The organism is Pedobacter immunditicola, assembly GCF_037482985.1.
Taxonomy (GTDB): domain Bacteria; phylum Bacteroidota; class Bacteroidia; order Sphingobacteriales; family Sphingobacteriaceae; genus Pedobacter; species Pedobacter immunditicola.
On the sequence record NZ_JBBHKC010000004.1, the window covers coordinates 1 to 22,539 of the forward strand.

The following is a 22,539-nucleotide window of genomic DNA, read 5'->3' on the forward strand; positions in this document are numbered from 1 at the left end:
CCACCAACTGCTGATAAAATTCCGGGACATAAAAAAAGTGCCGGAAATTAATCCCGGCACTCCCCATCAAAATTGTTTTCTTAAAAAAGATTTTTAGAACGGCAGATCATCTTCATCGCCGGGTGCACTGTTTAAATCTACAGGCGGAGCGTATTCTGGAGTGGCGCCAGCTGCATTATTCAATGTGTTGATACGCCATACAACTAAACTATTAAAATAGGAAACTTTACCGGTTTTATCCGTCCAAGGACGACCGCGTAAGTTAAACGCAACCTCTACATTATCCCCAACTTTTAAACTATCAAATAAACCAGTTTTATCTTGCAAAGCTTCAAACCTGATATACTCTGGATATGTTGGGTTTTCCGCATACTCTATAATTAGGTCACGTTTTTTAAAAGTCTCACTCACCTGTTGTAATGCACCGATTTCGTGCACTTTTCCTTTTAATTCCATAACAAATACTCTTATATTATACTTTCAAGTTCAAATCTCTATATTTTTATTGATAACTTCGCACAATATATGATGCAAGTTTTCCACACAAAAAATAAGGTTATCATAACCTGCAATAAAAGGCTTTCACCTTACCTGGTAGAAGAAGTTAAGTCATTGGGTTACACGATCGTCAGGGATTTCCCGACGGGTGTAGAGTTAAACATTACTTTAACGGAATGTATAAAACTAAACCTGAACCTGCGCTGTGCCAGTCAGATTTTATACTGCATCAGCAGTTTCAAAGCCAATAACCCGGAAGAACTTTACCGGGAAGTCGTTGATATTGCATGGGAAGAGCTGATCGACTTTGCAGGTTATTTCTCGGTGACGTCAAATGTCGATAACCCAACCATAACCACCCCTTTATTTGCTAACTTAAAGGTAAAGGACGCTATTGTGGACCGCATCAAAGCTCAAAAAGACATTCGTCCAAACTCTGGTTCTGACGCCAATAAAGCGGTTATCCATTTATATTGGAAAGACAGTGAAGCGGATATATTTATAGATACTTCAGGTGAAACGCTTGCCAAACACGGCTACCGTAAAATCCCCGGAAAAGCACCTATGCTCGAAGCACTTGCCGCAGGTACCATTTTTAGTACCACCTGGGACCAGAAATCACCTTTCATTAATCCCATGTGCGGGTCGGGAACATTGGCTATTGAAGCTGCATTGATTGCGACCAACCGCCGCCCGGGTTTATATAGAATGAACTACGGCTTTATGCATATTTTAGGCTATGATGAAGAAGCTTTCTTTGCTGAACGCCGTATTTTAAAAGAACAGGTCGTTAAAAATACAGACTTGACCATCATCGCCACTGATATCTCGGAGGATGCTGTTGAAATAAGCCGCCGTAATGCAAAAACTGCTGGTGTCGACACTTTGATCACCTTTGAAGTATGCGATTTTGCGGATACCCCTGTACCGGAAGGCGGCAGAGGCGTGGTTGTTTTCAACCCTGAGTATGGCGAACGTTTGGGAGAACATACCAAACTTGAGTTGACCTACAGGCGCATCGGTGATTTCATGAAACAGCATTGTAAAGGTTATACAGGTTATATTTTTACAGGGAACCCTGACCTGGCCAAAAAAATCGGACTTAAGGCCAGTCGTAAGCTAGAATTTTATAACGGTAAATTAGATTGCCGGATGCTGGAATATGAATTGTATGATGGCACCCGCAGGCCCGAAGAAGAGCGTCCGGTTCAAAAAACTCCCCAACAGTAATTAAACTTTATGGAGCAACTCATCATCAGCAAAACAATTGATTTTGTAAAGAAAACTTTAGCAGGTGCTGAAGCCGGGCACGACTGGTTTCACATTGAAAGGGTGTATAAAACAGCAAAACAGATCAACCATACGGAGCATGGTGACGAACTGGTGGTAGCCCTGGCTGCCTTGCTTCACGATATAGCCGACAGCAAGTTTAATGGCGGTGATGAAGAAGTTGGTCCGCGTTTGGCCGGAGATTTTTTAAAGAGCCTGGGGCTTGATCCGGATGTGATTGTCCATGTGCAGGAAATTATCAGGAACCTGAGCTTTAAAGCAAGTTTAGGGCAAATTACTTTTGCATCAAAGGAACTTGACATTGTACAAGACGCCGACCGGCTGGATGCCATTGGCGCCATCGGTATTGCCCGCGCCTTTACTTATGGAGGATTTAAAAACAGGGTGCTTTATGACCCGGAGATTAAACCGCAGCAATATGCCGACAAAGAAGCCTATAAAAATACCGTGGCTCCAACAGTAAATCACTTTTACGAAAAGCTGCTGCTTTTAAAAGATCTGATGAAAACGGCGGCCGGAAAACAAATGGCGGAAGAAAGGCACCAGTTTATGCTCACTTACCTCGATCAGTTCTACGCTGAATGGGAAGGTGAAAAATAAAACACCTTAAAACAATTTACTAACATTATTAGTTTTAAACACTATATTTGTTAGTAAATTGTGGGTTATGTTAGAACGGGTTAGAGAAAAATTAAATATATTGGCGGATGCCGCTAAATACGATGTTTCCTGCTCTTCCAGCGGCAGTAAACGGAAAAACGACAACAAAGGCCTTGGCAATGGCCACATGGGTGGTATCTGTCACACCTATACAGAAGACGGCCGCTGTGTTTCTCTTCTGAAAATATTACTCACCAATCATTGTATTTTTGACTGTGCCTATTGTGTTTCCCGCAAAAGCAATGATATTGAAAGGGCTGCTTTCACCGTGGATGAAGTGGTGCAGCTGACCATGAACTTTTATCGCCGTAATTATATTGAGGGCTTATTTTTAAGCTCGGGGATTTTCAAGAATGCTGATTTCACCATGGAACGGCTGTTGCGCGTGGTCAAGAAATTAAGGCTGGAAGAACGTTATAATGGTTACATCCATTTAAAAACAATCCCGGGCGCGAGCGAAGAATTGATCAGAGAGGCAGGCTTCTATGCCGACCGCATGAGTATTAACCTGGAAATGCCGACCGAAAGTGGTTTAAAGCTGCTAGCCCCAGAGAAGAGTCACCAGGACGTGATCAAACCTTTGGGCGATGTGCAAAACCAGATAGTACAGTTCAAAGAAGAGCGGAAGCTGATCAAGAGTGTTCCACAATTTGTTCCGGCCGGACAAAGCACACAGATGGTGATCGGCGCAACACCGGAAACCGACAAAGACATTATGCATACCGCAGCTGCATTTTACAAAAACTTTTCCTTGCGCAGGGTTTATTATTCAGGTTATATCCCCATTAGTAATGACAACCGTTTGCCCCTATTGGGTACACAACCGCCGCTGATCCGTGAAAACCGCCTTTACCAAACCGACTGGCTGATGCGTTTTTATGGTTTCCACGTCAACGAACTGCTAAACGATGCCAAACCACACCTTGATATCGATATCGATCCCAAATTAAGCTGGGCTTTACGTAACCTTCAATTTTTTCCGGTCGACATCAATGTGGCCAGTTATAAAAACATATTACGCGTGCCGGGCATTGGAGTCGGCTCTGCAAAAAAGATAGTACAGGCCCGCAAGTTTGGAAAATTAAGAATTGACCAATTGCAGAAGATTGGCATTTCTTACAACCGGGCAAAACATTTCATTAAATGTGCCGACAGCCCCTATCAATTAAAGGATTACCAGAGTACGCAAATAAAGGCTTTTATCTTAGCCGAAAGCCAGAGCAAATATTTAAAGAACGACACAAGTCAATTGATTTTGTTTTAAACATCACCTGTATTCAAAATGATCTACGTTTTTGATGGAAGTCTAGAAGGCTTACTTTGTGCGGTTTACGAATGGTTTGAACGAAAGCCGGGGAAAATAAGGCTGGTCACCACAGCGCTTTATCAATCGGAGGCATTTACCGAGATTTTCCAGGTGTTAAGCGACAATCAAAAAGCCGATCGGGTATGGAAGGGTTTACAGAAAAAGCTCGACAAGGGGTGGATGAGGCGATACTACTGTTGTTATCTATCAGAACAAGCCGAAGCTTATACCCACCTTTTTGAATTGAGTTGCAACCTTTTCAAGGAAGCTGACGGGGCTGAAAACAACTATGGTGATCCTCATGTCTTGGCCGTGGCACAATTTGCAAAAAAAGTAGAAAGGGAAAAACACCGGATGGAAGCTTTTATCCGCTTTCAGCAAACTGCAGACGGTTATTTCTATTGTGGCATTGATCCGGATTTTAACGTTCTGCCTTTAATCATGGGCCATTTCAAAGCACGTTATGCAGATCAGCAATGGATCATTTATGACCTGAAGCGGAATTATGGTTTACACTATGACCTGGACCAGGTAAAGGAAATTCAGGTTCCAGCGGAAGACAGGCACCGATTTAAAAAACCGGGTGCAGGTAGCTTATCCGAGGAGGAAACACACTATGGCAATTTATGGAAAGACTATTTTAAAAGCACCAATATTGCTGTCCGCAAAAACACTAAACTGCATGTACAACATGTACCACGGCGTTACTGGAAATACCTGACAGAAAAGCAATAATCTGCCTGTTCTATCCACCCTTTACATCACCTTACAAAAGCAATGTAATCAGTATTGACAGGCTCCAACCCATTCTTGCGCATATCCTGGGCTATTTGAGCACGGTGGTAGGTGCCGTGGTTAAACACATGGATAAGGATATCATAAATGGAGTTCTCGAACGACAAGCCATTGAAAGTGGTATAGGAAATAAGCTGTTGGAGGTCGACTTCTGCTGTAGTCAGGTGTTTCAACATTTCATGGGTCTGCTGCTGCATCTCCATACAAACGTCTAAGGAATGATCGTCCCAGGTCCTGACTGAGGATTGTTGACCCGTGATCCTGCTTAGCCATACCGTTTGGGCATTCATTACATGACATAAAAAATGCATTGAAGTGGCAGGCGTTTTATCCTCCAGTTGTGAAAATTGTGTGAAAATTTTTTGATTAGCCCAATTGTTATAAAGGGACAATTTATGTAGTAATGATTTCATAAGCATTTTTACTTTTCAGCATGAATCAATTGTTTCAAGATGACCATTTGCCCTAAATGGTAATGTATATGTTCGGAGGTGCCCTGAAGATTTTTATAAGCTGTTGAATAACCCGGCAAAATAGGCTGTTGTAACCGGTTTTCATCAAAAGCCCTGATAGCCGCAGCCAGTTCATGTGCCGAATTGATATTATCAGCCTTTAGTACCTGCCATTCCTCTTCTGTATGCAAAGGCGGCACATCATAGCCGTTGCTTTCCGTCTCTGGCACATCAATACCGTTAATTCTTTGCACCATCAGCCGGTTCCAGAAAGTGATGTGGTGCAACAAGGAAGCTATTGTATTTGGGGAAGCTGCCGTCTGGCGGGTAGCATCATTGACAGTCACATCAGCCAAAGCACCTGCAATAGCAGATTCTGTCCAGTTATTGCCTTCATGCACTTCTAAAATATGCTGGGCAATGAGTTCGGTTGTTTTCATCTCTTCTCAATTTGGATTTCACCAGAAAATATTAAATTTTTTAATGATAATAATGTGACCATCAGCTTATTTTTAACATTTATCGCCATCTCAATGGTGTTCAGAAACCTTCAAACCCTGTTCTTTTTTCCCAGGTCATGAAGCAAATAATTGGCTTTATATTGAACTAAATGATAAGTTTAAGTTTTATAAACCTTTATATAAAATTAACCTGTTTATTTTAAAAAGCATCAAAAAGCGATGAGACAAAGGGAACAAATTATTCACAATTATGTTAATGCTTATAACAACTTCGACATTGATGGTATGTTAATTCACCTGGATCCTGATATCTTATTTAAAAATGTGTCCGAAGGCGCGATTAACATGACATTGGAAGGCTTAACAGCATTTAGGGCACAGGCTGAAAAAGCGAAGAGCCTGTTTAGTCAAAGGTATCAGCAAATTATTCGGTTTAAACACGATGAACACCAAAGTGAAATAGACATCGATTATAGGGCGACTTTGGCTGTAGATTTATCGGATGAATTGAAAAAAGGCAGTAAACTTGAGCTTAAAGGAAAATCCATTTTTAAGTTTTCTCAAGACAAAATTATAGCGATAACAGATGTCAGCTGATTTCCTGCTGTTATTTTTAGGGCCTGCTTAAGCTAAAAACTTTGTAATCACCAGTTAATTTAATTCCCATGTATATAACTTAATTTATATACTTTCGTCAGGAAGTAAATAAATCGATGATTTTAGAAATTAACAATCTCACAAAGCAATACAACCGACATAAAACCGGCCTGGAGGATTATTCAATTACTATTGAAAAAGGCATTTTAGGTTTACTGGGGCCAAATGGAGCCGGTAAATCTACATTGATGAAGATCATCGCAACAATAAGTAAACCTACCACAGGAACCCTGTTTTTGAATGGCAAAGACATTGTTAAAGACCCCGACTATATTCGCAAAACCCTAGGTTACCTTCCACAGGACTTTGGGGTATACCCAAATCTTAATGCTTATGAATTTTTAGAGTATATCGCTGCAATGAAGGGTGTAGGCGGCAAGGGCTTAAGAAAAAGGATTGAAATGCTGCTGGACGGCGTAAACTTAACGGCGGAAGCGAAGAATCCGATTGGCACCTATTCCGGCGGAATGAAACAACGCATCGGCATTGCACAGGCTTTACTGAACGACCCCAAAGTGCTCATTTTTGACGAGCCCACTGTCGGACTGGATCCTGAAGAAAGGTTAAGGTTCAGACAGCTGATCGCCAATCTGGCTGAGGACTGTATCATTATCCTGTCATCACACATTATATCAGATATTGAAACCATTGCCGATGAAGTAGCCATCATGCAAAATGGAAGGCTGATTACCAAAGGATTTCAACCAGAGATCATCAAACACGCTGAAAGTAAAATCACCCTATCGGATGTTCCTGTTACCCTAAACCTGGAGGATGCTTATTTGTTCTTTACACAAAAAAACCATTAGACATGCGCTATATGTTCAGCATCGTCAAAGCAGACTACCTTCAGCGCACGCGTAGTTATGCTTTTCTGCTTACTTTAGCCATCACCATATATGTGGCATACTTATTTGTGCCTGCTCATACGGCAAATTATACTACATTAGGCGTTCACGGTTACAAAGCAGCGTTTAACGCTGCATGGGTGGGTTATCTTAGTGCCATCATGACTACGGTGATGCTGTCCTTTTATGGTTTTCTTCTAGTGAATAACAGCATCAAAAAGGATATTGAAACGGAGGTAGGGTTGATTATTGCGACAAGCCGGATCACCAACTTTCAATACTTATTAAGTAAACACATCAGTAATTATTTGGTTCTCTTAAGCATCACTGCTTGCATTTTCGTAACGAGTATCGTGATGTTCTTTATACGAGGTGGAGATCATCCTTTTATTTTGGGACACTTTGTATGGCCTTTTGTTATTTTTGCCCTTCCTGCCTTGTTTTTGGTAGCTGCACTTGCCGTTGTTGCTGAAGTATTTCTTGGCAAAAGAAGTATACTGCAATTTATTCTTTACTTTTTCTTATGTGGCGCAGTGATGGCAGGCATCAACACCGCAAACAAGGACGGGAAGAACGCGATTTTTGACCCTTTTGGTTTAAGCACCATGACGAATAGTGTGAAAAACCAGCTCAATTCAACTTATAAGGAAGACATCAAAGAAGTATCATTTGGTTTTATTTTCAAGAAACCGGAACCATTTCAGCGTTTTGAATGGGAGGGTCTAAACTGGAAAGGTTCTTTTATCGTTAGTCGCCTTCTATGGTTCTGCCTGGGATTGGGCCTTGTTTATTTCTCTTCATTCTTTTTCCATCGTTTCGATTTTAATCAAACGGCCGGTAAAACCAAGAAAAAACGTTTGAAGAAGGAACATGCAGTGCAGCTACCTATTAAGTCAGCCGGAATCAACCTATCCTTATTACCACCCATGATCGCTGACTACAGTATATTACCTTTTATAAAGACAGAATTGTTATTACTGATCAGGAAAGGCAATAAATGGTTTTGGGTAGTTAATGGGGCTTTATGGCTGTCGACTTTTTTTGCCCCCCTATCCCTTGCACATACCTACCTGCTCCCTGTGCTATGGTTTCTGCAGGTAAGCCGGTGGTCTGATATAGCTACAAGAGAAAAAACTGGCAGACTTCATTATTTCACTTATGCGTCATATAGGCCATTATTTAGAATGTTGCCCGCCCAAATTCTGGCAGGCATTCTCCTTGCGATTTTACTTGCGTTACCGGTATTGTTGCGTTATACATTTTTGATGGATTACCATACCGTTGGCCATATCTTAAACGGGGCATTCCTCGTTGTTTTGTCAGCTATATTCCTGGGCATGATCAGCGGAGGTAAAAAGTTATTTGAAATCTTGTTCTTCCTGCTTACTTATGCTGTATTGAACAAAATACCCTGGACAGACTACCTGGGCACTATGCCACATGATTACAATTATATACTGATCATTTTTGTAATCAATGCAACTTTAGCATTTACCAGTTTTTGGATACGAAGCTACCAGTTAAGACATTTATAAAAAGGCAGAAAGAACTAAATTAAGTTATTTATCGGTATCTTAGTTTAGCAAAATTTAGCAGAAATATTTCCAATATGCTAATATTTAAAGCCTCTTTACTGATCCTTTTTATTGCTTTTACCCAACAGGGAAGGGCACAAATGGCCATCACTTTGGATAAAGTTGTTGGAAGCATCACTATATACGATTCACGACGGCAGGAATGGTTTTTTAGCGACACCAGGGATGCGAGGAAGCCTACCCTACCAGCATCCACCTTTAAGATATTAAACTCCCTTATTGCGTTAGAAACAGGGGCCATAAAAAATGAAAATCAGGTTCTGAAGTGGGATGGTGTTCCTAAAAGTTTTCTTGGCAGAAACATCGCTGTGTGGAATAAAGACACCGACCTGAAAACCGCTTATAAGAATTCCACTGTTTGGTTTGACGTGGAGCTCGCCAAAAAAATAAAGAGAAAGAACTACAAAAAGTACTTGTCATTATGTGAATATGGCAACCTTGATTTTTCTGAGAAAGGAGTAGATTTCTGGAATTACGGGAACTACGGCATTAGTCCCGTCAATCAAGTCATGTTCTTAAGGAAGGTCTACAACAATGACCTGCCCTTTTCTAAAAAGCACATCGCTATTGTAAAGAAAATGATGATCTCGGAACAAACGGACAGTTATATTTTACGGGATAACACAGGATTGACAAGGAAAGATGGACAAGACATCGGCTGGTGGGTAGGTTATATTGAAACGAAAAACAATGTGTATTTCTTTGCGACCAGGCTAATTAAAAGTTCGATGGAGGTGGAACCCTATTTTGCCACCTACAAAAAGGCGGTAACCAGGCATGTATTGCAGGATATTGGTAGTTTTAACTAACAAATCCAGCGTAAAACAAAATAAAACCCCTGTTCTCTTGCGTATTTGAAATAATCTTGTAAATTGCTGCTATGAAGTTAAGTGTTTTAGTGCTCATCACTGCGCTTGTTGTGGGGCTATCTATGGGTTTAGTCAATTATTATTTCCAAAACAGTTGGTATTACATGTCTATCGCTTTTGGTATCTCATTTATTACCAGCTACATCGTATTTTATTATCTGCTTGAAAAATACATTTATTCAAAAATTAAACTGATTTATAAGCTCATCCATAACTTAAAATTAGGAAAGGACCTTAAAGATGCTTTGGGAGAGTATGTCAGCAATGACCCCATTAATGATGTAGAACAGGAAGTAAAAGATTGGGCAGGCGCCAAAAAGAAAGAAATCGATATCTTGAAACAACAGGAACAGTTTAGAAGAGAGTTTTTATCTAACGTTTCACATGAATTTAAAACACCTTTATTTGCCATTCAGGGTTATATTGAAGCGTTGGAAGATTGTATTGAAGATGATCCGGATCGAGCGGCTGGTTTCTTAAAGAAGGCAGAGAAAAACGTGGAGCGTTTAACATACCTCATCAACGACCTGGATGCGATCTCTAAATTAGAGAGTGGACAGGTGCCCATCAATTTCGAAAAATTCGACTTTGTCATGCTGGCAAAAGAAGTGATGGAAACCATGGAAGATAAAGCTAAAATTAAAGATATCAGGCTGTCTTTCAAGGAAAAATACACACATCCGGCCATGGTAATGGCTGACCGGGAAAAAATCAGACAAGTTATGCTCAACTTGATCCAGAATTCATTGAAATATGGAAAAGACCATGGTTCGACTGCCATTAAGATATTTGAATTGCACGACCAGTATTTAATTGAAGTAACAGATGATGGTGTGGGTATCGAGGAGAAACACCTATCAAGGTTATTCGAACGTTTTTACAGAATAGATTCACACCGGTCGAGGGAAATTGGGGGTACAGGTTTAGGCTTGGCTATCGTGAAGCATATTCTGGAAGCACACCAACAAATCATATCGGTAAGAAGTACCCAACAAATAGGTACTACGTTCGCTTTTACCCTGGCAAAAGCAAGTTAAGCTTTTAACGAGGAAGAAGTGGCAAGACCGATCCTAATTGACAAGTTGAGGTAACGCAAAGTTAATTTAATATTAATTATAATAATCTTAACACTTAACATTAAATTAACATTGCAATCCTACTTTTGTAAAAATTTTATTTTGGATCTGGAAGATTCAAATTTCCACGCCCCAAAATAAAAGAAATTAAAACACAAGATGAACGATATTTTTAAGTTCTTTACTCCGAAAGATAAGAAGTTCCAGCCGCTTTTTGAGCAAGCTGCAAATAACACATTGAAGATCTCTGAAGCGTTATTAATTGCGCTAAATACTTCTGATCTCGAAAAAAGAAAAGAACATATTAAGGAAATCGGGCGCCTTGAACATGTGGGGGACGAGATTACCCATTCAATCTTCCTTGAATTAAGTAAAAATTTCATCACTCCGTTTGACAGGGAAGATATTCACTCTCTGGCCAGTGCTGTGGATGACATTGCCGATTACATTCATGCTTCGGCAACCAATATTGAATTATATAATATTGTTAAAATAGGCGATTCGATGATTAAGCTGGCTGAATTGCTGGTTGAAATGTGTACAGATTTAGAGAAGGCGATCAAAGAACTAAGAAGTTTCAAAAATATTCGTGTAATTGCTGATGCCTGCGTGAGAATTAACAGTGGGGAAAACAAGGCGGATTACATCTGTAACCTGGCCATTGCCCGTTTATTTGAATTCGAAACAAATGCCATTGAATTGATTAAACAAAAAGAAGTTCTACAAACCCTTGAACTTGCTACAGATAAATGCGAAGATGCAGCGAATGTGTTGGAATCTATTTTGGTAAAGAACGCTTAAACATCTAAAAATGGAATACACCTTACTGGTCGTTGTAGTTATACTGGCTATTGGTTTCGACTATATCAACGGTTTTCATGATGCCGCGAATTCTATTGCAACAATTGTTTCAACAAAAGTATTAACCCCTTTTCAAGCTGTACTTTGGGCTGCAGTTTTCAACTTTGCAGCTTACTTTTACTTCACAGACCACAAAGTGGCGAATACCATTGCCAAGACGGTGGTTGAAAACTATATTACACTGGAAGTGATCCTCGCTGGTCTCCTCGCCGCAATTTCCTGGAATTTATTTACCTGGTGGTATGGCATTCCTTCAAGTTCTTCGCATACTTTAATCGGTGGATTTGCCGGTGCAGGTATGGCGAAAGCACTTTTTATGGGCGACAGCGCCTTATTGGCAATTAACTTTGGCCCAATCTTCAAAGTGGTGGCCTTTATAGTCCTAGCTCCGGTAATGGGTGCACTGATTTCGGTGATCATATCGATTATTATCATGCACCTGGCGAAAAACGCAAGGCCTTCGGTCGCCGAGAAGTGGTTTAAAAGACTCCAACTGATTTCTTCTGCAGCACTTAGCTTTACCCATGGTGGTAACGATGCACAAAAGGTAATGGGTATCATTTATGTGGCCATGGTTGCAGGTAACGCACTTAATTCGGGAGATACCATGCCGGAATGGATTCCAATATCCTGTTATGCGGCCATCGCCCTGGGCACCATGAGTGGTGGCTGGAAGATTGTCAAAACTATGGGATCTAAAATCACCAAAGTAAATGCATTTGAGGGCGTAGCAGCAGAAACTGCGGGTGCAGTAACCCTGGGCATCACCGAGCATTTTGGTATTCCGGTTTCCACGACACATACCATTACGGGATCTATTGTTGGGGTAGGACTATTAAAAAGGGTGTCCGCAGTTCGCTGGGGTGTTACCGTGAGCTTACTCTGGGCTTGGGTATTGACGATCCCGGTTTCAGCAGTACTGGCAGGACTCGTATTTACGATCATCCACTTGCTATTCTTTTAAGACACCTTAAAACCCGATACTCAAACTGACTTTATTAGGTCCATTTTTCGGCAACTCCCATTTAGGCCCTTCCATCACCAGCCGGACAGCCTCATCGGAGTAAGCTTTTCCGGGGGTTTTTAAAATCTGGATGGCCTCGGCCTGGCCGTTTTGCTGTACCTGGAAAGTAAGATTTACCATCTCGTGGATCTTACTGCCCTTTAGCCGGTTGTTTTTCTCGAGATATGTCTGGTAGGCCTGGTAACCTCCTACCGGCTGTGCATTTGTTAAATAAGTGGTTACCGTATCTTGTTGTTGGGCCCGCTGATTTCTCGCGGCATTATCCTTCATCCAAAACACGATGCTCACTGCAATGAACAAAACGGCCGCAGCGGCGGCAATACTTAGACGCTGCCAGGTATAAACACTATGTTTCTTATGGCTTTTCTGTTGTGCCACCCGGTCATGCAATTGTTTTTGCAATAAGGATAAGGTTTGGAGCGAGCGCTTGGGAGATTCAGATAAACCTGCCAATGCCTCGGCCACAAAGGGATCTTCCAGGGCATGCAGCTCCACCTGATGCATCTCTGAGGCATCCAGCTTACCGTCTAGGTAATCTTCTAATACTGCTGTTGCTAACCAATCTCTATTCACGGCTGTTTTTTTCGATACAATTCTTTAAATTCCTTTTTCCATTCTGGATATAGCTTTTCACTTTATTCAGGTCATAACCTGTAATTTCAGTGATTTCTTTATAGCATTTCTCCTTCAAATAAAACAAATCTACACTAATGCGCTGTTCTTCAGGGAGGCTCTCCATGCACTTCTCCATCAAGGTGAGCTGCTGTTCCTTTGTATCGTCTATATTTAGATGCACAAATTCCGTGTTTTCCACAAATGTATCCTCAATAGACACGGTTTTATTCTTACCCGACTTCCGAAGGGCCATCAGGCAATGATTACGGCAAAGCACATGAAGCCAGCTTTTGAAATTCTGCACCTCATGGATCTTTAATTTTTGAATAAGCTCTTCAAAAATGTGCATCACGGCATCCTGACTCTTGGCTTCATCCTGCAAGTACTTCAGGCACACCCCGTAAACCAAATGCATGTAGCGCCCATACAATTCACCCAGCACTTCCAGGTCGCCCGTTTTTTTATAAAGGGCAATCAAGGCTGCGTCATCTTGGGCCGGGCTACCGGGTTTTGCTTTGATTAACTTCAAGGTCTTGTTTGGCTAAATCTACTCAAGTATAATTATTTTTTCTGACAGATGCAGCGATGGCAGCACATTTGCTAAGTACACCTAAAATTTAGCATGAATAAAATAAGTACTTTATTAGTCGGCGCCTTTCTAATCTTATTAAGTGGATGTGATGTACAAAGTCAGGCACAACTTGGCAGCATATTAAAACAGATCCCTAATTCCGGCAACCCCACCACACAGGAAATTGGATTGGGTATCAAGCAAGCATTGGAGTTTGGAACTTCGGCAGGAGCAGACAAACTCGCAGCCAAGGATGGCTTTTTAGGTAATATGGCTGTAAAAATATTATTTCCTTCAGAAGCACAAAAGGTAGAAAAAACTTTGCGCACGTTAGGGCTTGGTTCTCTGGCAGATAACGTAGTCATCAGTTTAAACCGGGCTGCAGAAGATGCCGCAAAAGAGGCTAAACCAATTTTTATTTCCGCCATCAAACAGATGACCATCACAGATGCCACCAATATTTTGCTGGGAAATAATGACGCAGCGACTGCTTATTTTAAGCGTGTAACCACCTCACAGCTCATGGAGCGCTTTAAACCGGTGATCAACAACAGCTTAAATAAAGTTGGGGCAACAAAATACTGGGGCGATGCCGCTTCCAGATATAACAAAATTCCACTGGTGAACCCGGTAAATACAGACCTCTCCGCCTACGTTGCTCAGAAAGCAATTGAAGGTATGTTTATCCAGATTGCACAGGAAGAATTAAAAATCAGAAGTGATTTCAACTCCCGCTCCACATCACTTTTACAAAAAGTGTTTGGCTATGCCGATAGGAATAAATAAATATTTAAGTTACTTTTATAAAATACATAGTAACAATCAAGTACATTGGATTTCAAAGATTTTAAATTTAACCCTCAACTATTAGAGGGTTTACTGGCCATGGGATTTCGCAACGCCACCCCCATTCAGGAACAGGCGATCCCTATCATATTAGATAAAAAAGATTTAATTGCCTGCGCGCAAACAGGTACGGGAAAAACCGGCGCTTACCTTTTACCCATCATGAACATGATCAGTGAAACGGAAGACAGGCATAATAACACCCTTATTTTAGCGCCCACAAGGGAATTAGCGCAACAAATAGATATGCAGGTGGAAGCACTTTCTTATTTCACCAATATCAGCTCTTTAACGGTATATGGTGGTGGGGATGGCATAGCTTATGAACAGCAAAAAAGGTCCATGCGTGAAGGTGTCGACCTGATTATCGCTACACCGGGCAGGCTGATTTCTCACCTTTCTTCAGGTTTGCTGAAACTGGATAAGTTGCAGCACCTGGTATTGGACGAGGCTGACCGCATGCTGGACATGGGCTTTTATGATGACATCATGAAAATCATCAGTTTTCTTCCTGAAAAAAGACAAACGGTGATGTTCTCGGCTACCATGCCTCCAAAAATAAGGACCATGGCAGCAAAGCTGCTTAAAGACCCATTACAGATTAGTCTGGCGATCTCTAAACCTGCAGAAGGCATTGATCAACAGATATATAAGGTGCATGACGATCAAAAAGTACCTTTGTTGACCGGTATATTAAAAAGCGGCCAATATAAGAGCATCATCGTATTTGCTTCTACAAAAGATAAGGTAAAAAATCTCGGTAAAGTTTTCAGGACCCATGGTTTAAAAGCAGAGGCTTTTCATTCAGACCTGGATCAAAAGGAACGCGAGAGCATTTTACAAACTTTTAAAAGCAAGAATTTACCGATCCTGATTGGTACAGATGTGCTGAGCCGTGGTATCGATGTGGAAGGCATAGACCTGGTGGTGAACTTTGATGTTCCCCATGATGCGGAAGATTATGTGCACAGAATTGGCCGTACAGCAAGGGCAGAAACTAAAGGAACTGCCATTACCCTGGTTAATGGACGCGATAAACGCAAGCTGGAAAGCATAGAAAAGCTCATTGAACGGAAGATTGATATTAAAGAATTACCGGAAAAGATTGCAGCCATTGAGGCCATCCACAGACCCGAGCCTGCAAGAAACAACCGGCCACAGCAAAAAAAAGTATGGCATAAAAAGAAGGCTGTATAACAGCGTTTAATATCTTTATATGATGCAAAACCTACCCCCTTTAGCCGAACGGATGCGCCCACAAAATTTGGATGAGTATGTCGGCCAAAAGCACCTGGTAGGCCCTGATGCCGTATTAAGAAAGGCAATTTTAAGTGGACAACTGCCGTCCATGATTTTCTGGGGACCGCCGGGTGTGGGTAAAACTACCTTGGCTTATATCATTTCCCAAACTTTAGACCGCCCCTTTTTTAACCTTAGTGCTATTAATTCCGGCGTTAAGGATATCAGGGAGGTCATCGATAAAGCAGCCCAACTCAAAGACAGTTTCCTGGGCCTTCCTATATTATTCATAGATGAGATCCATCGTTTCAGCAAATCGCAGCAGGACAGCCTGCTGGGAGCGGTTGAACGTGGATTGGTTACACTGATTGGCGCCACTACAGAGAACCCTTCTTTTGAAGTCATCTCCGCCCTGCTTTCCAGGTGTCAGGTTTACATTTTAAAGTCTTTGGATGAGCAGGAATTGACAGGACTGTTACAAACCGCGCTGCAGCAGGATGTGCTACTCAAAGAAAAAAACATCATCATCAAGGAGCATGAAGCATTGATCCGCCTTTCAGGTGGTGATGCGAGGAAGCTGCTCAATGTACTTGAAATTGCTGTAAATGGCATTGGTGGAACGGAAGTCATCCTGACCAATGAAAACGTGCTGCAACATGCACAGCAAAACCTGGCCTTGTATGATAAGGCCGGTGAACAGCATTACGATATTATCTCTGCATTTATCAAATCCATCCGTGGCAGCGACCCTAATGGCGCTGTGTATTGGCTGGCAAGAATGATTGAAGGTGGTGAAGACCCCCTATTTATTGCCAGAAGGCTGGTGATCCTTGCTGCAGAAGATATTGGCAATGCCAACCCCAACGCCCTGCTTCTGGCAAATAACTGCTTCCAGGCCGTTAATGTGATCGGTTTCCCTGAATCAAGGATCATACTTTCCCAGGCTGTGACTTACCTGGCCTCATCGGCCAAAAGCAACGCCGCTTACGAAGCGATCAATAAAGCCCAGCAGATGGTAAAAGAAACCGGCAATTTGCCCGTCCCGCTGCACCTGCGCAATGCACCGACAAAGCTGATGAAGAACATTGGTTATGGAAAAGATTACCAATATTCACATGGCTATGAAGGAAACTTTTCTCCACAGGAATACCTGCCGGAGGAACTGAGCGGCACCAAATTATACGATCCGGGGAAAAACCCTGCAGAAGAGAAGCTCAGGGAAAAGTTAAGACAAAACTGGAAGAAAAAATACAATTACTAAAGACAAACACCAATTATATGCTCCTCACCTTTTTAAGTCACCAGTGGACCGGCTTCTGGAGATCACGTAATAAAGGCAGCCACATTGCCGTTCAGGTGATCATGGGCCTGCTGGTCCTCTATCTGCTTGCCTGTGCATTTTTAGTCGGAATTGCCATGGATAAAATCATTATCCAACTTTTGCCGGATAAAGAAGTTATCATGGTTTTCAATGGCTTGATTCTTTATTACTTCGCGGTAGATTTCCTGATGAGGTTACAATTGCAGGAACTTCCCACCCTTGCCGTAGTGCCCTATCTGCATTTAAATATCCGCAAAAATCAGCTGGTTAACTTTTTGAATGTAAGCGCCCTGTTTTCGCCTTTCAACCTGATCCCGATATTTGTATTTTTCCCTTTTTGCCTGTTGGAAATTGCAGACAGCTACGGTTCAGCCGCAAGCATCATGTATATGGTCTCTATTTTCTCCCTCGCTATTTTCAATAACTACCTTGTTTTATATGTAAAACGCCTATCAACAGCAAGTACAGCTTTTGTATTTGGGGGTTTGCTCTTGCTGCTCAGTCTGGCCGCACTGGAATATTACCAGGTATTTTCTATAGCCGAATTATCCAACCAGGTATTTCACCTTCTTGCCCAACAGCCTTTAACGGGCTTGTTATTTCCCGTGATGGCATTGGTCATTTTTATAGTCAATGCAAATTACCTAAAAAAGAATCTGTACATAGAAGAGCTCAGTACAGGCGAGAAGCTGAAAAGTGCTACCGACTACCCTTTTCTTGACCGCTTTGGGGAAGTAGGCGCGCTGGCAGCCATGGAGATTAAACTGATCTTAAGAAACAAACGTTCTAAGTCTACTGTTTCTAAAGGGCTTTTATTCATGTTCTACGGTTTTCTTTTTTACCGGGCGGAGGTGCTGGAAAAAGACCAGTTTGGGATGATGCTCTTTGCAGGGCTTTTCATGACAGGCAACATGATTTTACTTTATGGCCAGTTTATGTTTGGCTGGCAAAGTGCAGAATTCGATGGATTGATGGCCGGCAAAACTAACATCAAGAGTTTCATTAAATCAAAGTTCCTCTTGTTTACATTATCTTCCACCGTATTGACCATCATCGTGAGCCTGTACGGATTGATCAGCTGGAAGATCTTATTGATACAATTTGCTGCTTACTTTTATAGCATAGGCATAGCCACAGTAATGGTTTTGTACTTTGCCACCAGGAATTACAAACATATAGACCTGAGCAAAGGCTCTAGTTTCAACTGGCAGGGTGTAGGCGCAGCTTCCATGCTCATGAGCCTGCCTGTGTTGCTGATCCCCTTTCTGATTTACCTGCCCCTTGCTCATTATGGCAATCCTTACCACGGTTTGGCCGGAATAGCAGTCCTAGGTATCGCCGGACTATTTACCCGAAATTTCTGGGTTGATTTTTTAGTGAAAGAATTTAATAAAAGAAAATACAAAATAGCCGAAGGCTTTAGAGAACGCTCATGATTGTAGAAATAAAGAATTTAAAGAAAGTCTACGGCGGAAAGACGGTCGTAAACATTGAAGATTTACAAATCAACGCTGGTGAAACGATTGGCGTGGTGGGCAATAACGGTGCCGGCAAGACCACGCTCTTCAGAATGTTGCTCGACCTGATCAGGCCAGATGCTGGGATCATCCTGTCTAAGGATATTAACGTGGCCCAAAATGACCAATGGAAGAACTATACAGCATCTTTTCTCGATGAAGGCTTTCTTATTGATTACCTGACTCCTGAAGAATATTTTGTTTTTATTGGAAGTCTGCAGCAGCAAAGCGTTTCAGCTGTGATGGAAAATTTGCAACAATTTGAGGAGTTTTTCAACAGGGAACTCCTGAACAGCGGAAAATACATCAGGGATTTTTCGAAGGGAAACCAAAATAAAATTGGCATTGCGGCGGCCATGATGCAACACCCCGAGCTGCTGGTGCTAGACGAACCTTTCGCGAATTTAGATCCAACGACACAAATCAGGCTAAAAACCTTGCTGAAAAGTTTAAAGTCGGGGCAGCAGGTGGCGACCCTAATATCCAGTCATGATTTGAACCACGTGACAGACGTGTGTAACCGCATAATTTTAATGGAAAAAGGCAATATAATTAAGGATATACCCACCAATGAAAACACCCTTGAGGAATTAAACGCTTATTTTTCTGATGAAATTGTATTGTAAAGTGTACAAAAAATAAAAGTATAGCAGGCCTATTCATAAAAAATTAACCAGTAAACCCTATAATCCCTTTAGTTTAAGGATTGGCATTTAGTTTGACTAAGGTTAAATAATTACAAACTCGAACAAAACAAAATGGTTACTTCAAAATTAAGAATAGCAACATTCAGTATCGCATTAGCAATAAGTGCAATGGCACTACAAGGCTGCGATAGTCTAACAAAAACACAAAAAGGTGCAGGCATTGGTGCTGCAGCAGGTGGTGTAATAGGCGGTATAATTGGTAAAAAAGCAGGAAACACAGCAGTAGGCGCTATTATTGGTGGTGCTGTTGGTGGTACAGCTGGTGCGTTTATTGGTAAAAGAATGGATAAACAAGCAGCGGAAATAGAGAATGCAATTCCAAGTGCAGAAGTGATCCGTGAGGGTGAAGGTATTATTGTGAAATTCGACAGTGGTATTTTGTTTGATTTTGACAGCTCAAACCTAAAGGCCGCAGCGAAACAAAATGTGCAAACATTGGCAAAATCATTAAATCAATACCCAGGAACAGACATCAAAGTTATTGGCCATACAGACAATAAAGGTGCAGCAGCCTATAACGTTAGCCTTTCTGAAAGAAGAGCAGCAGCAGTTAAAGCTTATGCAGTAGCACAAGGCGTACCGGCTTCGAGGTTAATTACCTTAGGAAAAGGTTTCAGCGAACCAATTGCAGACAATGCAACGGATGATGGAAGAGCTGCTAACCGTCGTGTGGAAATTGTAATTGTTGCCAACGATCAGCTTAAAGAAGAAGCTAAAAAACAAAGCTAAAAAGACTTTACATCTACCTATAAAAACAAAAACCCGTTGTACGCAAGTACTTCGGGTTTTTTAGTTTTATCCTCTTTAAGTTTGTCCTATTCTTCCCTGTATATATCTTCGAAATAATCAATAGCCAGTGACTTCAACAGTAGTTCCTGCTCCATCATGGCATAAGAAGGCACAGGCTTAATGAGCTTCCAATGTGGCCAGCCATCCTGGTCAAGCCCTTCTAATTCATAAAAACCCATTTCACTTAACAAGCGGCAGGTAGCAATATGCATTAACTCTTCTTTTTGCCTTTTACTAAACTTCCCTGGCCCCTTGCCCAGTTCCTGTACGCCAATTAAAAACAAGATGACTTTAAGGTCCGGTACATCGGAATCAAATTCTTTAACAATCTTTTGCTGAAGAATTTTCCATTTTGCATGGATTTCTGCTGGTTTCATAAAGACAAAGATACATTTATCGAATTTGTATTCTGTATTTTTAGCCTATGGAAAAAGTGATTAAAACTGGCTTACTAGCCTATGGCATGTCTGGAAAAGTATTTCATGCACCCTTTCTGGAAGCACACCCCGGTTTCAGGTTGTCCGCCGTTACGGAAAGGCATCATAAAAATGCAGCTTCAGCTTATCCCGATATCAAAAGTTATGACACCATAGATGATCTGTTGAATGATGAAGATCTTGACCTTGTGGTCGTGAATACCCCAAACTTCAGCCATTACGATTATACCAAAAGTGCCTTACTTAAAGGGAAACATGTATTGGTAGAAAAGCCTTTTACGGCTACAGTGGCAGAGGCCAAAGAACTATTTGAACTGGCGAGAACAGTAGGTAAACAAGTGTTTGTTTACCAGAACAGGCGTTACGACAGTGGCTTTAACTCTGTAAAAAACATCATGGACCAAGGGGTACTGGGTAAACTTAACGAAGTACATTTCAGGTACGACCGTTACCGCCCAACTATTGGCCCAAAAACCTTTAAGGAAGAAATTATGCCCGCTACCGGGATGCAGTATGATCTGGGCCCGCATTTACTGGACCAGGCCATTGCCTTATTTGGTAAACCCTTACGTTTTTATAAAGTGTTAGGCAAAAACAGGAAAGACACCAAAGTAGATGACTTTTTCAGCATTCATTTAAGTTATCCCAACAGCGTCAATGTGTATGTAACGGGCAATATGCTGGTAACAGATATACAACCTGCCTTTGTATTACATGGCGAAACCGGAAGCTATATTAAAAATCATGCAGATGTGCAGGAAGATCAGCTGTTGAAGGGTATGAAGCCTTCAGACAACACTTTCGGCATTGAGGAAAGCGGCCAGGAAGGCAAGCTGACCTTAATAGATGAAGAAGGCAATAAAACGCAGCGCCAGGTTCCGGCAGAGAAAGGCAGATATATCGATTTATTTGATGCGGTTTACCAGTCGCTAACCAATGGCACAGCCTACCCCGTTAAAGAGGAGCAGGTATTGTGCCAGCTGGAAATATTGGAAGCTGAGGACGGTGTTATAGTGAGTAACAAATAAATAGATTTACAAACTACCCAATAATGCAACAATGAATTCTGTGGGCACTTCAACATGTGGGATGTGCCCGCAGCCTTCAAATTCAATTAGTTTAGCTTTTGGTATTTTAGAGGCCGTTTGTTTGCCCAATACTTTGTACTGTCCGTACTTGGTTTGCTGCTCCGGACTAAGTAAGCCTTTACCAACAATTGTTTTATCCTCTTTACCGATAAATAGTACCGTAGGCACCTTGATGTTTGGGAATTCATACAGCACCGGTTGTTCATAGATCATGGTGTAAGTCATGGCAGCTACTTTAGCCCAGCGCGGAAAATCTGCACTGTAAGTAACGCCGCCGGCAATCTGCACCAGGTAATCAAAATGAGGCCTCCACATGGTGAAATAAGAAGATTGGTAATATTTACGGGCTGTTTCTGCAGTCGCTTTCAACTCCGTCTGGTATTGTTGTTCGGTGGTTACATAAGGTACGATCTGCTTGTAATCTTCTAATCCGATTGGATTTTCAAGTAACAGTTTTTCGGTAGATTCAGGGTATAGCAAGGCAAAACGTGTGGCCAGCATGCCACCCATCGAATGGCCCAATACACTCGCTTTTTCAATGCCCAGGGAAGTTAACAAGGCCTTGTTCCAGGCTGCCATCTGGTGGAAGCTATAGTGGATGAAAGCTTTTGACGATTTGCCAAAACCGATCTGGTCTGGTACTACTACCCTGTAACCCCTGTCGGAAAGCGCTTTAATCACCTCTGTCCAGTAATAGCCACCAAAGTTTTTGCCATGGAAAAGAACCACAGTTTTTCCGTTTTCACGGTTTGTTGGCGCCACATCCATATAAGCCATCCTCAAATCCTGCCCTTCTGTCGTGATAGGGAAGAATTTAACCGGGTAAGCATATTTGACATTTTCTAAAGTGATGGAGAGCGTATCGATTTTTTGAGCTAAAACAGCCGCTGTAAATGAAAAGGACAGCAGAAACAACAGAGATATCTTTTTATACATAGTTATACTTTTACAGGAAACAATATCCGGTAGTGAAAGTTATAAATATATAGTTTTTTTATACTTTTGAGGACTAACCAT

Annotated in this window: 25 protein-coding genes; 18 read left to right on the forward strand and 7 right to left on the reverse strand. The window is 41.6% G+C overall.

The window, feature by feature from the left end; translation table 11 throughout:
* Positions 1-93: 93 nt before the first annotated feature.
* Positions 94-456, reverse strand: coding sequence for a DUF3127 domain-containing protein (locus WG905_RS07470; RefSeq protein ID WP_339591090.1), 363 nt, complete (start codon positions 454-456; stop codon positions 94-96).
* A 72-nt stretch (positions 457-528) separates the two neighbouring features.
* On the opposite strand from WG905_RS07470, the gene WG905_RS07475 reads away from it, so the two are divergent.
* From WG905_RS07475 to WG905_RS07490, 4 genes are all read left to right on the forward strand, one after another.
* Positions 529-1,728 (forward strand): THUMP domain-containing class I SAM-dependent RNA methyltransferase, encoded by a 1,200-nt coding sequence (locus WG905_RS07475; protein WP_339591464.1) that lies wholly within the window; start codon positions 529-531, stop codon positions 1,726-1,728.
* A gap of 9 nt (positions 1,729-1,737) precedes the next feature.
* Positions 1,738-2,388 (forward strand): HD domain-containing protein, encoded by a 651-nt coding sequence (locus tag WG905_RS07480; protein ID WP_339591091.1) that lies wholly within the window; start codon positions 1,738-1,740, stop codon positions 2,386-2,388.
* Positions 2,389-2,455: 67 nt separating this feature from the next.
* The gene (locus tag WG905_RS07485; RefSeq protein ID WP_339591092.1) at positions 2,456-3,712 is read left to right on the forward strand and encodes a putative DNA modification/repair radical SAM protein; all 1,257 of its coding nucleotides are present in this window, start codon (positions 2,456-2,458) and stop codon (positions 3,710-3,712) included.
* A gap of 18 nt (positions 3,713-3,730) precedes the next feature.
* Complete coding sequence (locus WG905_RS07490; RefSeq protein ID WP_339591093.1) at positions 3,731-4,489, forward strand: TIGR03915 family putative DNA repair protein; 759 nt, start codon at positions 3,731-3,733, stop codon at positions 4,487-4,489.
* Between the two features lie 26 nt (positions 4,490-4,515).
* On the opposite strand, the gene WG905_RS07495 is transcribed toward WG905_RS07490, so the two are convergent.
* Both WG905_RS07495 and WG905_RS07500 read right to left on the reverse strand, forming a co-directional pair.
* The gene (locus WG905_RS07495) at positions 4,516-4,962 is read right to left on the reverse strand and encodes a DinB family protein (RefSeq protein ID WP_339591094.1); all 447 of its coding nucleotides are present in this window, start codon (positions 4,960-4,962) and stop codon (positions 4,516-4,518) included.
* Between the two features lie 8 nt (positions 4,963-4,970).
* Entirely contained in the window at positions 4,971-5,441 is a 471-nt protein-coding gene (locus tag WG905_RS07500; protein WP_339591095.1) for a DinB family protein, read from the reverse strand.
* Between the two features lie 240 nt (positions 5,442-5,681).
* On the opposite strand from WG905_RS07500, the gene WG905_RS07505 reads away from it, so the two are divergent.
* The 7 genes from WG905_RS07505 to WG905_RS07535 all read left to right on the forward strand — a co-directional run bounded on the left by WG905_RS07505 (position 5,682) and on the right by WG905_RS07535 (position 12,332).
* Positions 5,682-6,059 carry a nuclear transport factor 2 family protein gene (locus WG905_RS07505; RefSeq protein WP_339591096.1) on the forward strand — a complete coding sequence of 126 codons (378 nt, stop codon included), beginning with the start codon at positions 5,682-5,684 and terminating at the stop codon, positions 6,057-6,059.
* A 116-nt stretch (positions 6,060-6,175) separates the two neighbouring features.
* Positions 6,176-6,928: an ATP-binding cassette domain-containing protein gene (locus WG905_RS07510; RefSeq protein WP_339591097.1), complete on the forward strand. Its 753-nt coding sequence runs from the start codon at positions 6,176-6,178 to the stop codon at positions 6,926-6,928.
* A gap of 2 nt (positions 6,929-6,930) precedes the next feature.
* On the forward strand, positions 6,931-8,502 hold the full coding sequence (locus WG905_RS07515) for a hypothetical protein (protein WP_339591098.1): 1,572 nt from the start codon (positions 6,931-6,933) through the stop codon (positions 8,500-8,502).
* A 74-nt stretch (positions 8,503-8,576) separates the two neighbouring features.
* On the forward strand, positions 8,577-9,371 hold the full coding sequence (locus WG905_RS07520) for a penicillin-binding transpeptidase domain-containing protein (RefSeq protein ID WP_339591099.1): 795 nt from the start codon (positions 8,577-8,579) through the stop codon (positions 9,369-9,371).
* A gap of 71 nt (positions 9,372-9,442) precedes the next feature.
* A complete protein-coding gene (locus tag WG905_RS07525; RefSeq protein ID WP_339591100.1) occupies positions 9,443-10,468 on the forward strand; it encodes a sensor histidine kinase in 1,026 nt (341 codons plus the stop codon).
* Between the two features lie 198 nt (positions 10,469-10,666).
* Positions 10,667-11,308, forward strand: coding sequence for a DUF47 domain-containing protein (locus tag WG905_RS07530; protein ID WP_339591101.1), 642 nt, complete (start codon positions 10,667-10,669; stop codon positions 11,306-11,308).
* A 10-nt stretch (positions 11,309-11,318) separates the two neighbouring features.
* Positions 11,319-12,332, forward strand: coding sequence for an inorganic phosphate transporter (locus tag WG905_RS07535; protein WP_339591102.1), 1,014 nt, complete (start codon positions 11,319-11,321; stop codon positions 12,330-12,332).
* Positions 12,333-12,338: 6 nt separating this feature from the next.
* Here WG905_RS07535 and WG905_RS07540 read toward each other — a convergent pair whose 3' ends face one another.
* Together WG905_RS07540 and WG905_RS07545 are read right to left on the reverse strand one after the other, a co-directional pair.
* Positions 12,339-12,965 carry an anti-sigma factor gene (locus WG905_RS07540; RefSeq protein ID WP_339591103.1) on the reverse strand — a complete coding sequence of 209 codons (627 nt, stop codon included), beginning with the start codon at positions 12,963-12,965 and terminating at the stop codon, positions 12,339-12,341.
* Complete coding sequence (locus tag WG905_RS07545) at positions 12,958-13,536, reverse strand: RNA polymerase sigma factor (protein WP_339591104.1); 579 nt, start codon at positions 13,534-13,536, stop codon at positions 12,958-12,960. The genes WG905_RS07540 and WG905_RS07545 overlap by 8 nt, the downstream gene beginning before the upstream one ends.
* Before the next feature lie 93 nt (positions 13,537-13,629).
* Here WG905_RS07545 and WG905_RS07550 point away from each other — a divergent pair, with 93 nt between their 5' ends.
* The 6 genes from WG905_RS07550 (at position 13,630) to WG905_RS07575 (ending at position 19,937) form a co-directional block, all read left to right on the forward strand.
* Positions 13,630-14,364 (forward strand): DUF4197 domain-containing protein, encoded by a 735-nt coding sequence (locus WG905_RS07550; RefSeq protein WP_339591105.1) that lies wholly within the window; start codon positions 13,630-13,632, stop codon positions 14,362-14,364.
* A gap of 45 nt (positions 14,365-14,409) precedes the next feature.
* The gene (locus tag WG905_RS07555; protein ID WP_339591106.1) at positions 14,410-15,621 is read left to right on the forward strand and encodes a DEAD/DEAH box helicase; all 1,212 of its coding nucleotides are present in this window, start codon (positions 14,410-14,412) and stop codon (positions 15,619-15,621) included.
* 22 nt (positions 15,622-15,643) lie between these two features.
* The gene (locus tag WG905_RS07560; RefSeq protein ID WP_339591465.1) at positions 15,644-16,924 is read left to right on the forward strand and encodes a replication-associated recombination protein A; all 1,281 of its coding nucleotides are present in this window, start codon (positions 15,644-15,646) and stop codon (positions 16,922-16,924) included.
* A gap of 17 nt (positions 16,925-16,941) precedes the next feature.
* The gene (locus tag WG905_RS07565) at positions 16,942-18,420 is read left to right on the forward strand and encodes a DUF5687 family protein (protein WP_339591107.1); all 1,479 of its coding nucleotides are present in this window, start codon (positions 16,942-16,944) and stop codon (positions 18,418-18,420) included.
* A complete protein-coding gene (locus tag WG905_RS07570; RefSeq protein WP_339591108.1) occupies positions 18,417-19,127 on the forward strand; it encodes an ABC transporter ATP-binding protein in 711 nt (236 codons plus the stop codon). The genes WG905_RS07565 and WG905_RS07570 overlap by 4 nt, the downstream gene beginning before the upstream one ends.
* A 132-nt stretch (positions 19,128-19,259) precedes the next feature.
* Positions 19,260-19,937, forward strand: a complete 678-nt coding sequence (locus tag WG905_RS07575) for a YiaD family glycine zipper/OmpA-like lipoprotein (RefSeq protein ID WP_339591109.1) — start codon at positions 19,260-19,262, stop codon at positions 19,935-19,937.
* Between the two features lie 86 nt (positions 19,938-20,023).
* Here WG905_RS07575 and WG905_RS07580 read toward each other — a convergent pair whose 3' ends face one another.
* Positions 20,024-20,374, reverse strand: coding sequence for a hypothetical protein (locus WG905_RS07580; protein ID WP_339591110.1), 351 nt, complete (start codon positions 20,372-20,374; stop codon positions 20,024-20,026).
* Positions 20,375-20,421: 47 nt separating this feature from the next.
* Between WG905_RS07580 and WG905_RS07585 the strand changes: the two genes are divergently transcribed.
* Positions 20,422-21,462, forward strand: a complete 1,041-nt coding sequence (locus tag WG905_RS07585) for a Gfo/Idh/MocA family oxidoreductase (protein ID WP_339591111.1) — start codon at positions 20,422-20,424, stop codon at positions 21,460-21,462.
* A gap of 6 nt (positions 21,463-21,468) precedes the next feature.
* On the opposite strand, the gene WG905_RS07590 is transcribed toward WG905_RS07585, so the two are convergent.
* Positions 21,469-22,458 carry an alpha/beta fold hydrolase gene (locus WG905_RS07590; RefSeq protein WP_339591112.1) on the reverse strand — a complete coding sequence of 330 codons (990 nt, stop codon included), beginning with the start codon at positions 22,456-22,458 and terminating at the stop codon, positions 21,469-21,471.
* Positions 22,459-22,539: the final 81 nt, after the last annotated feature.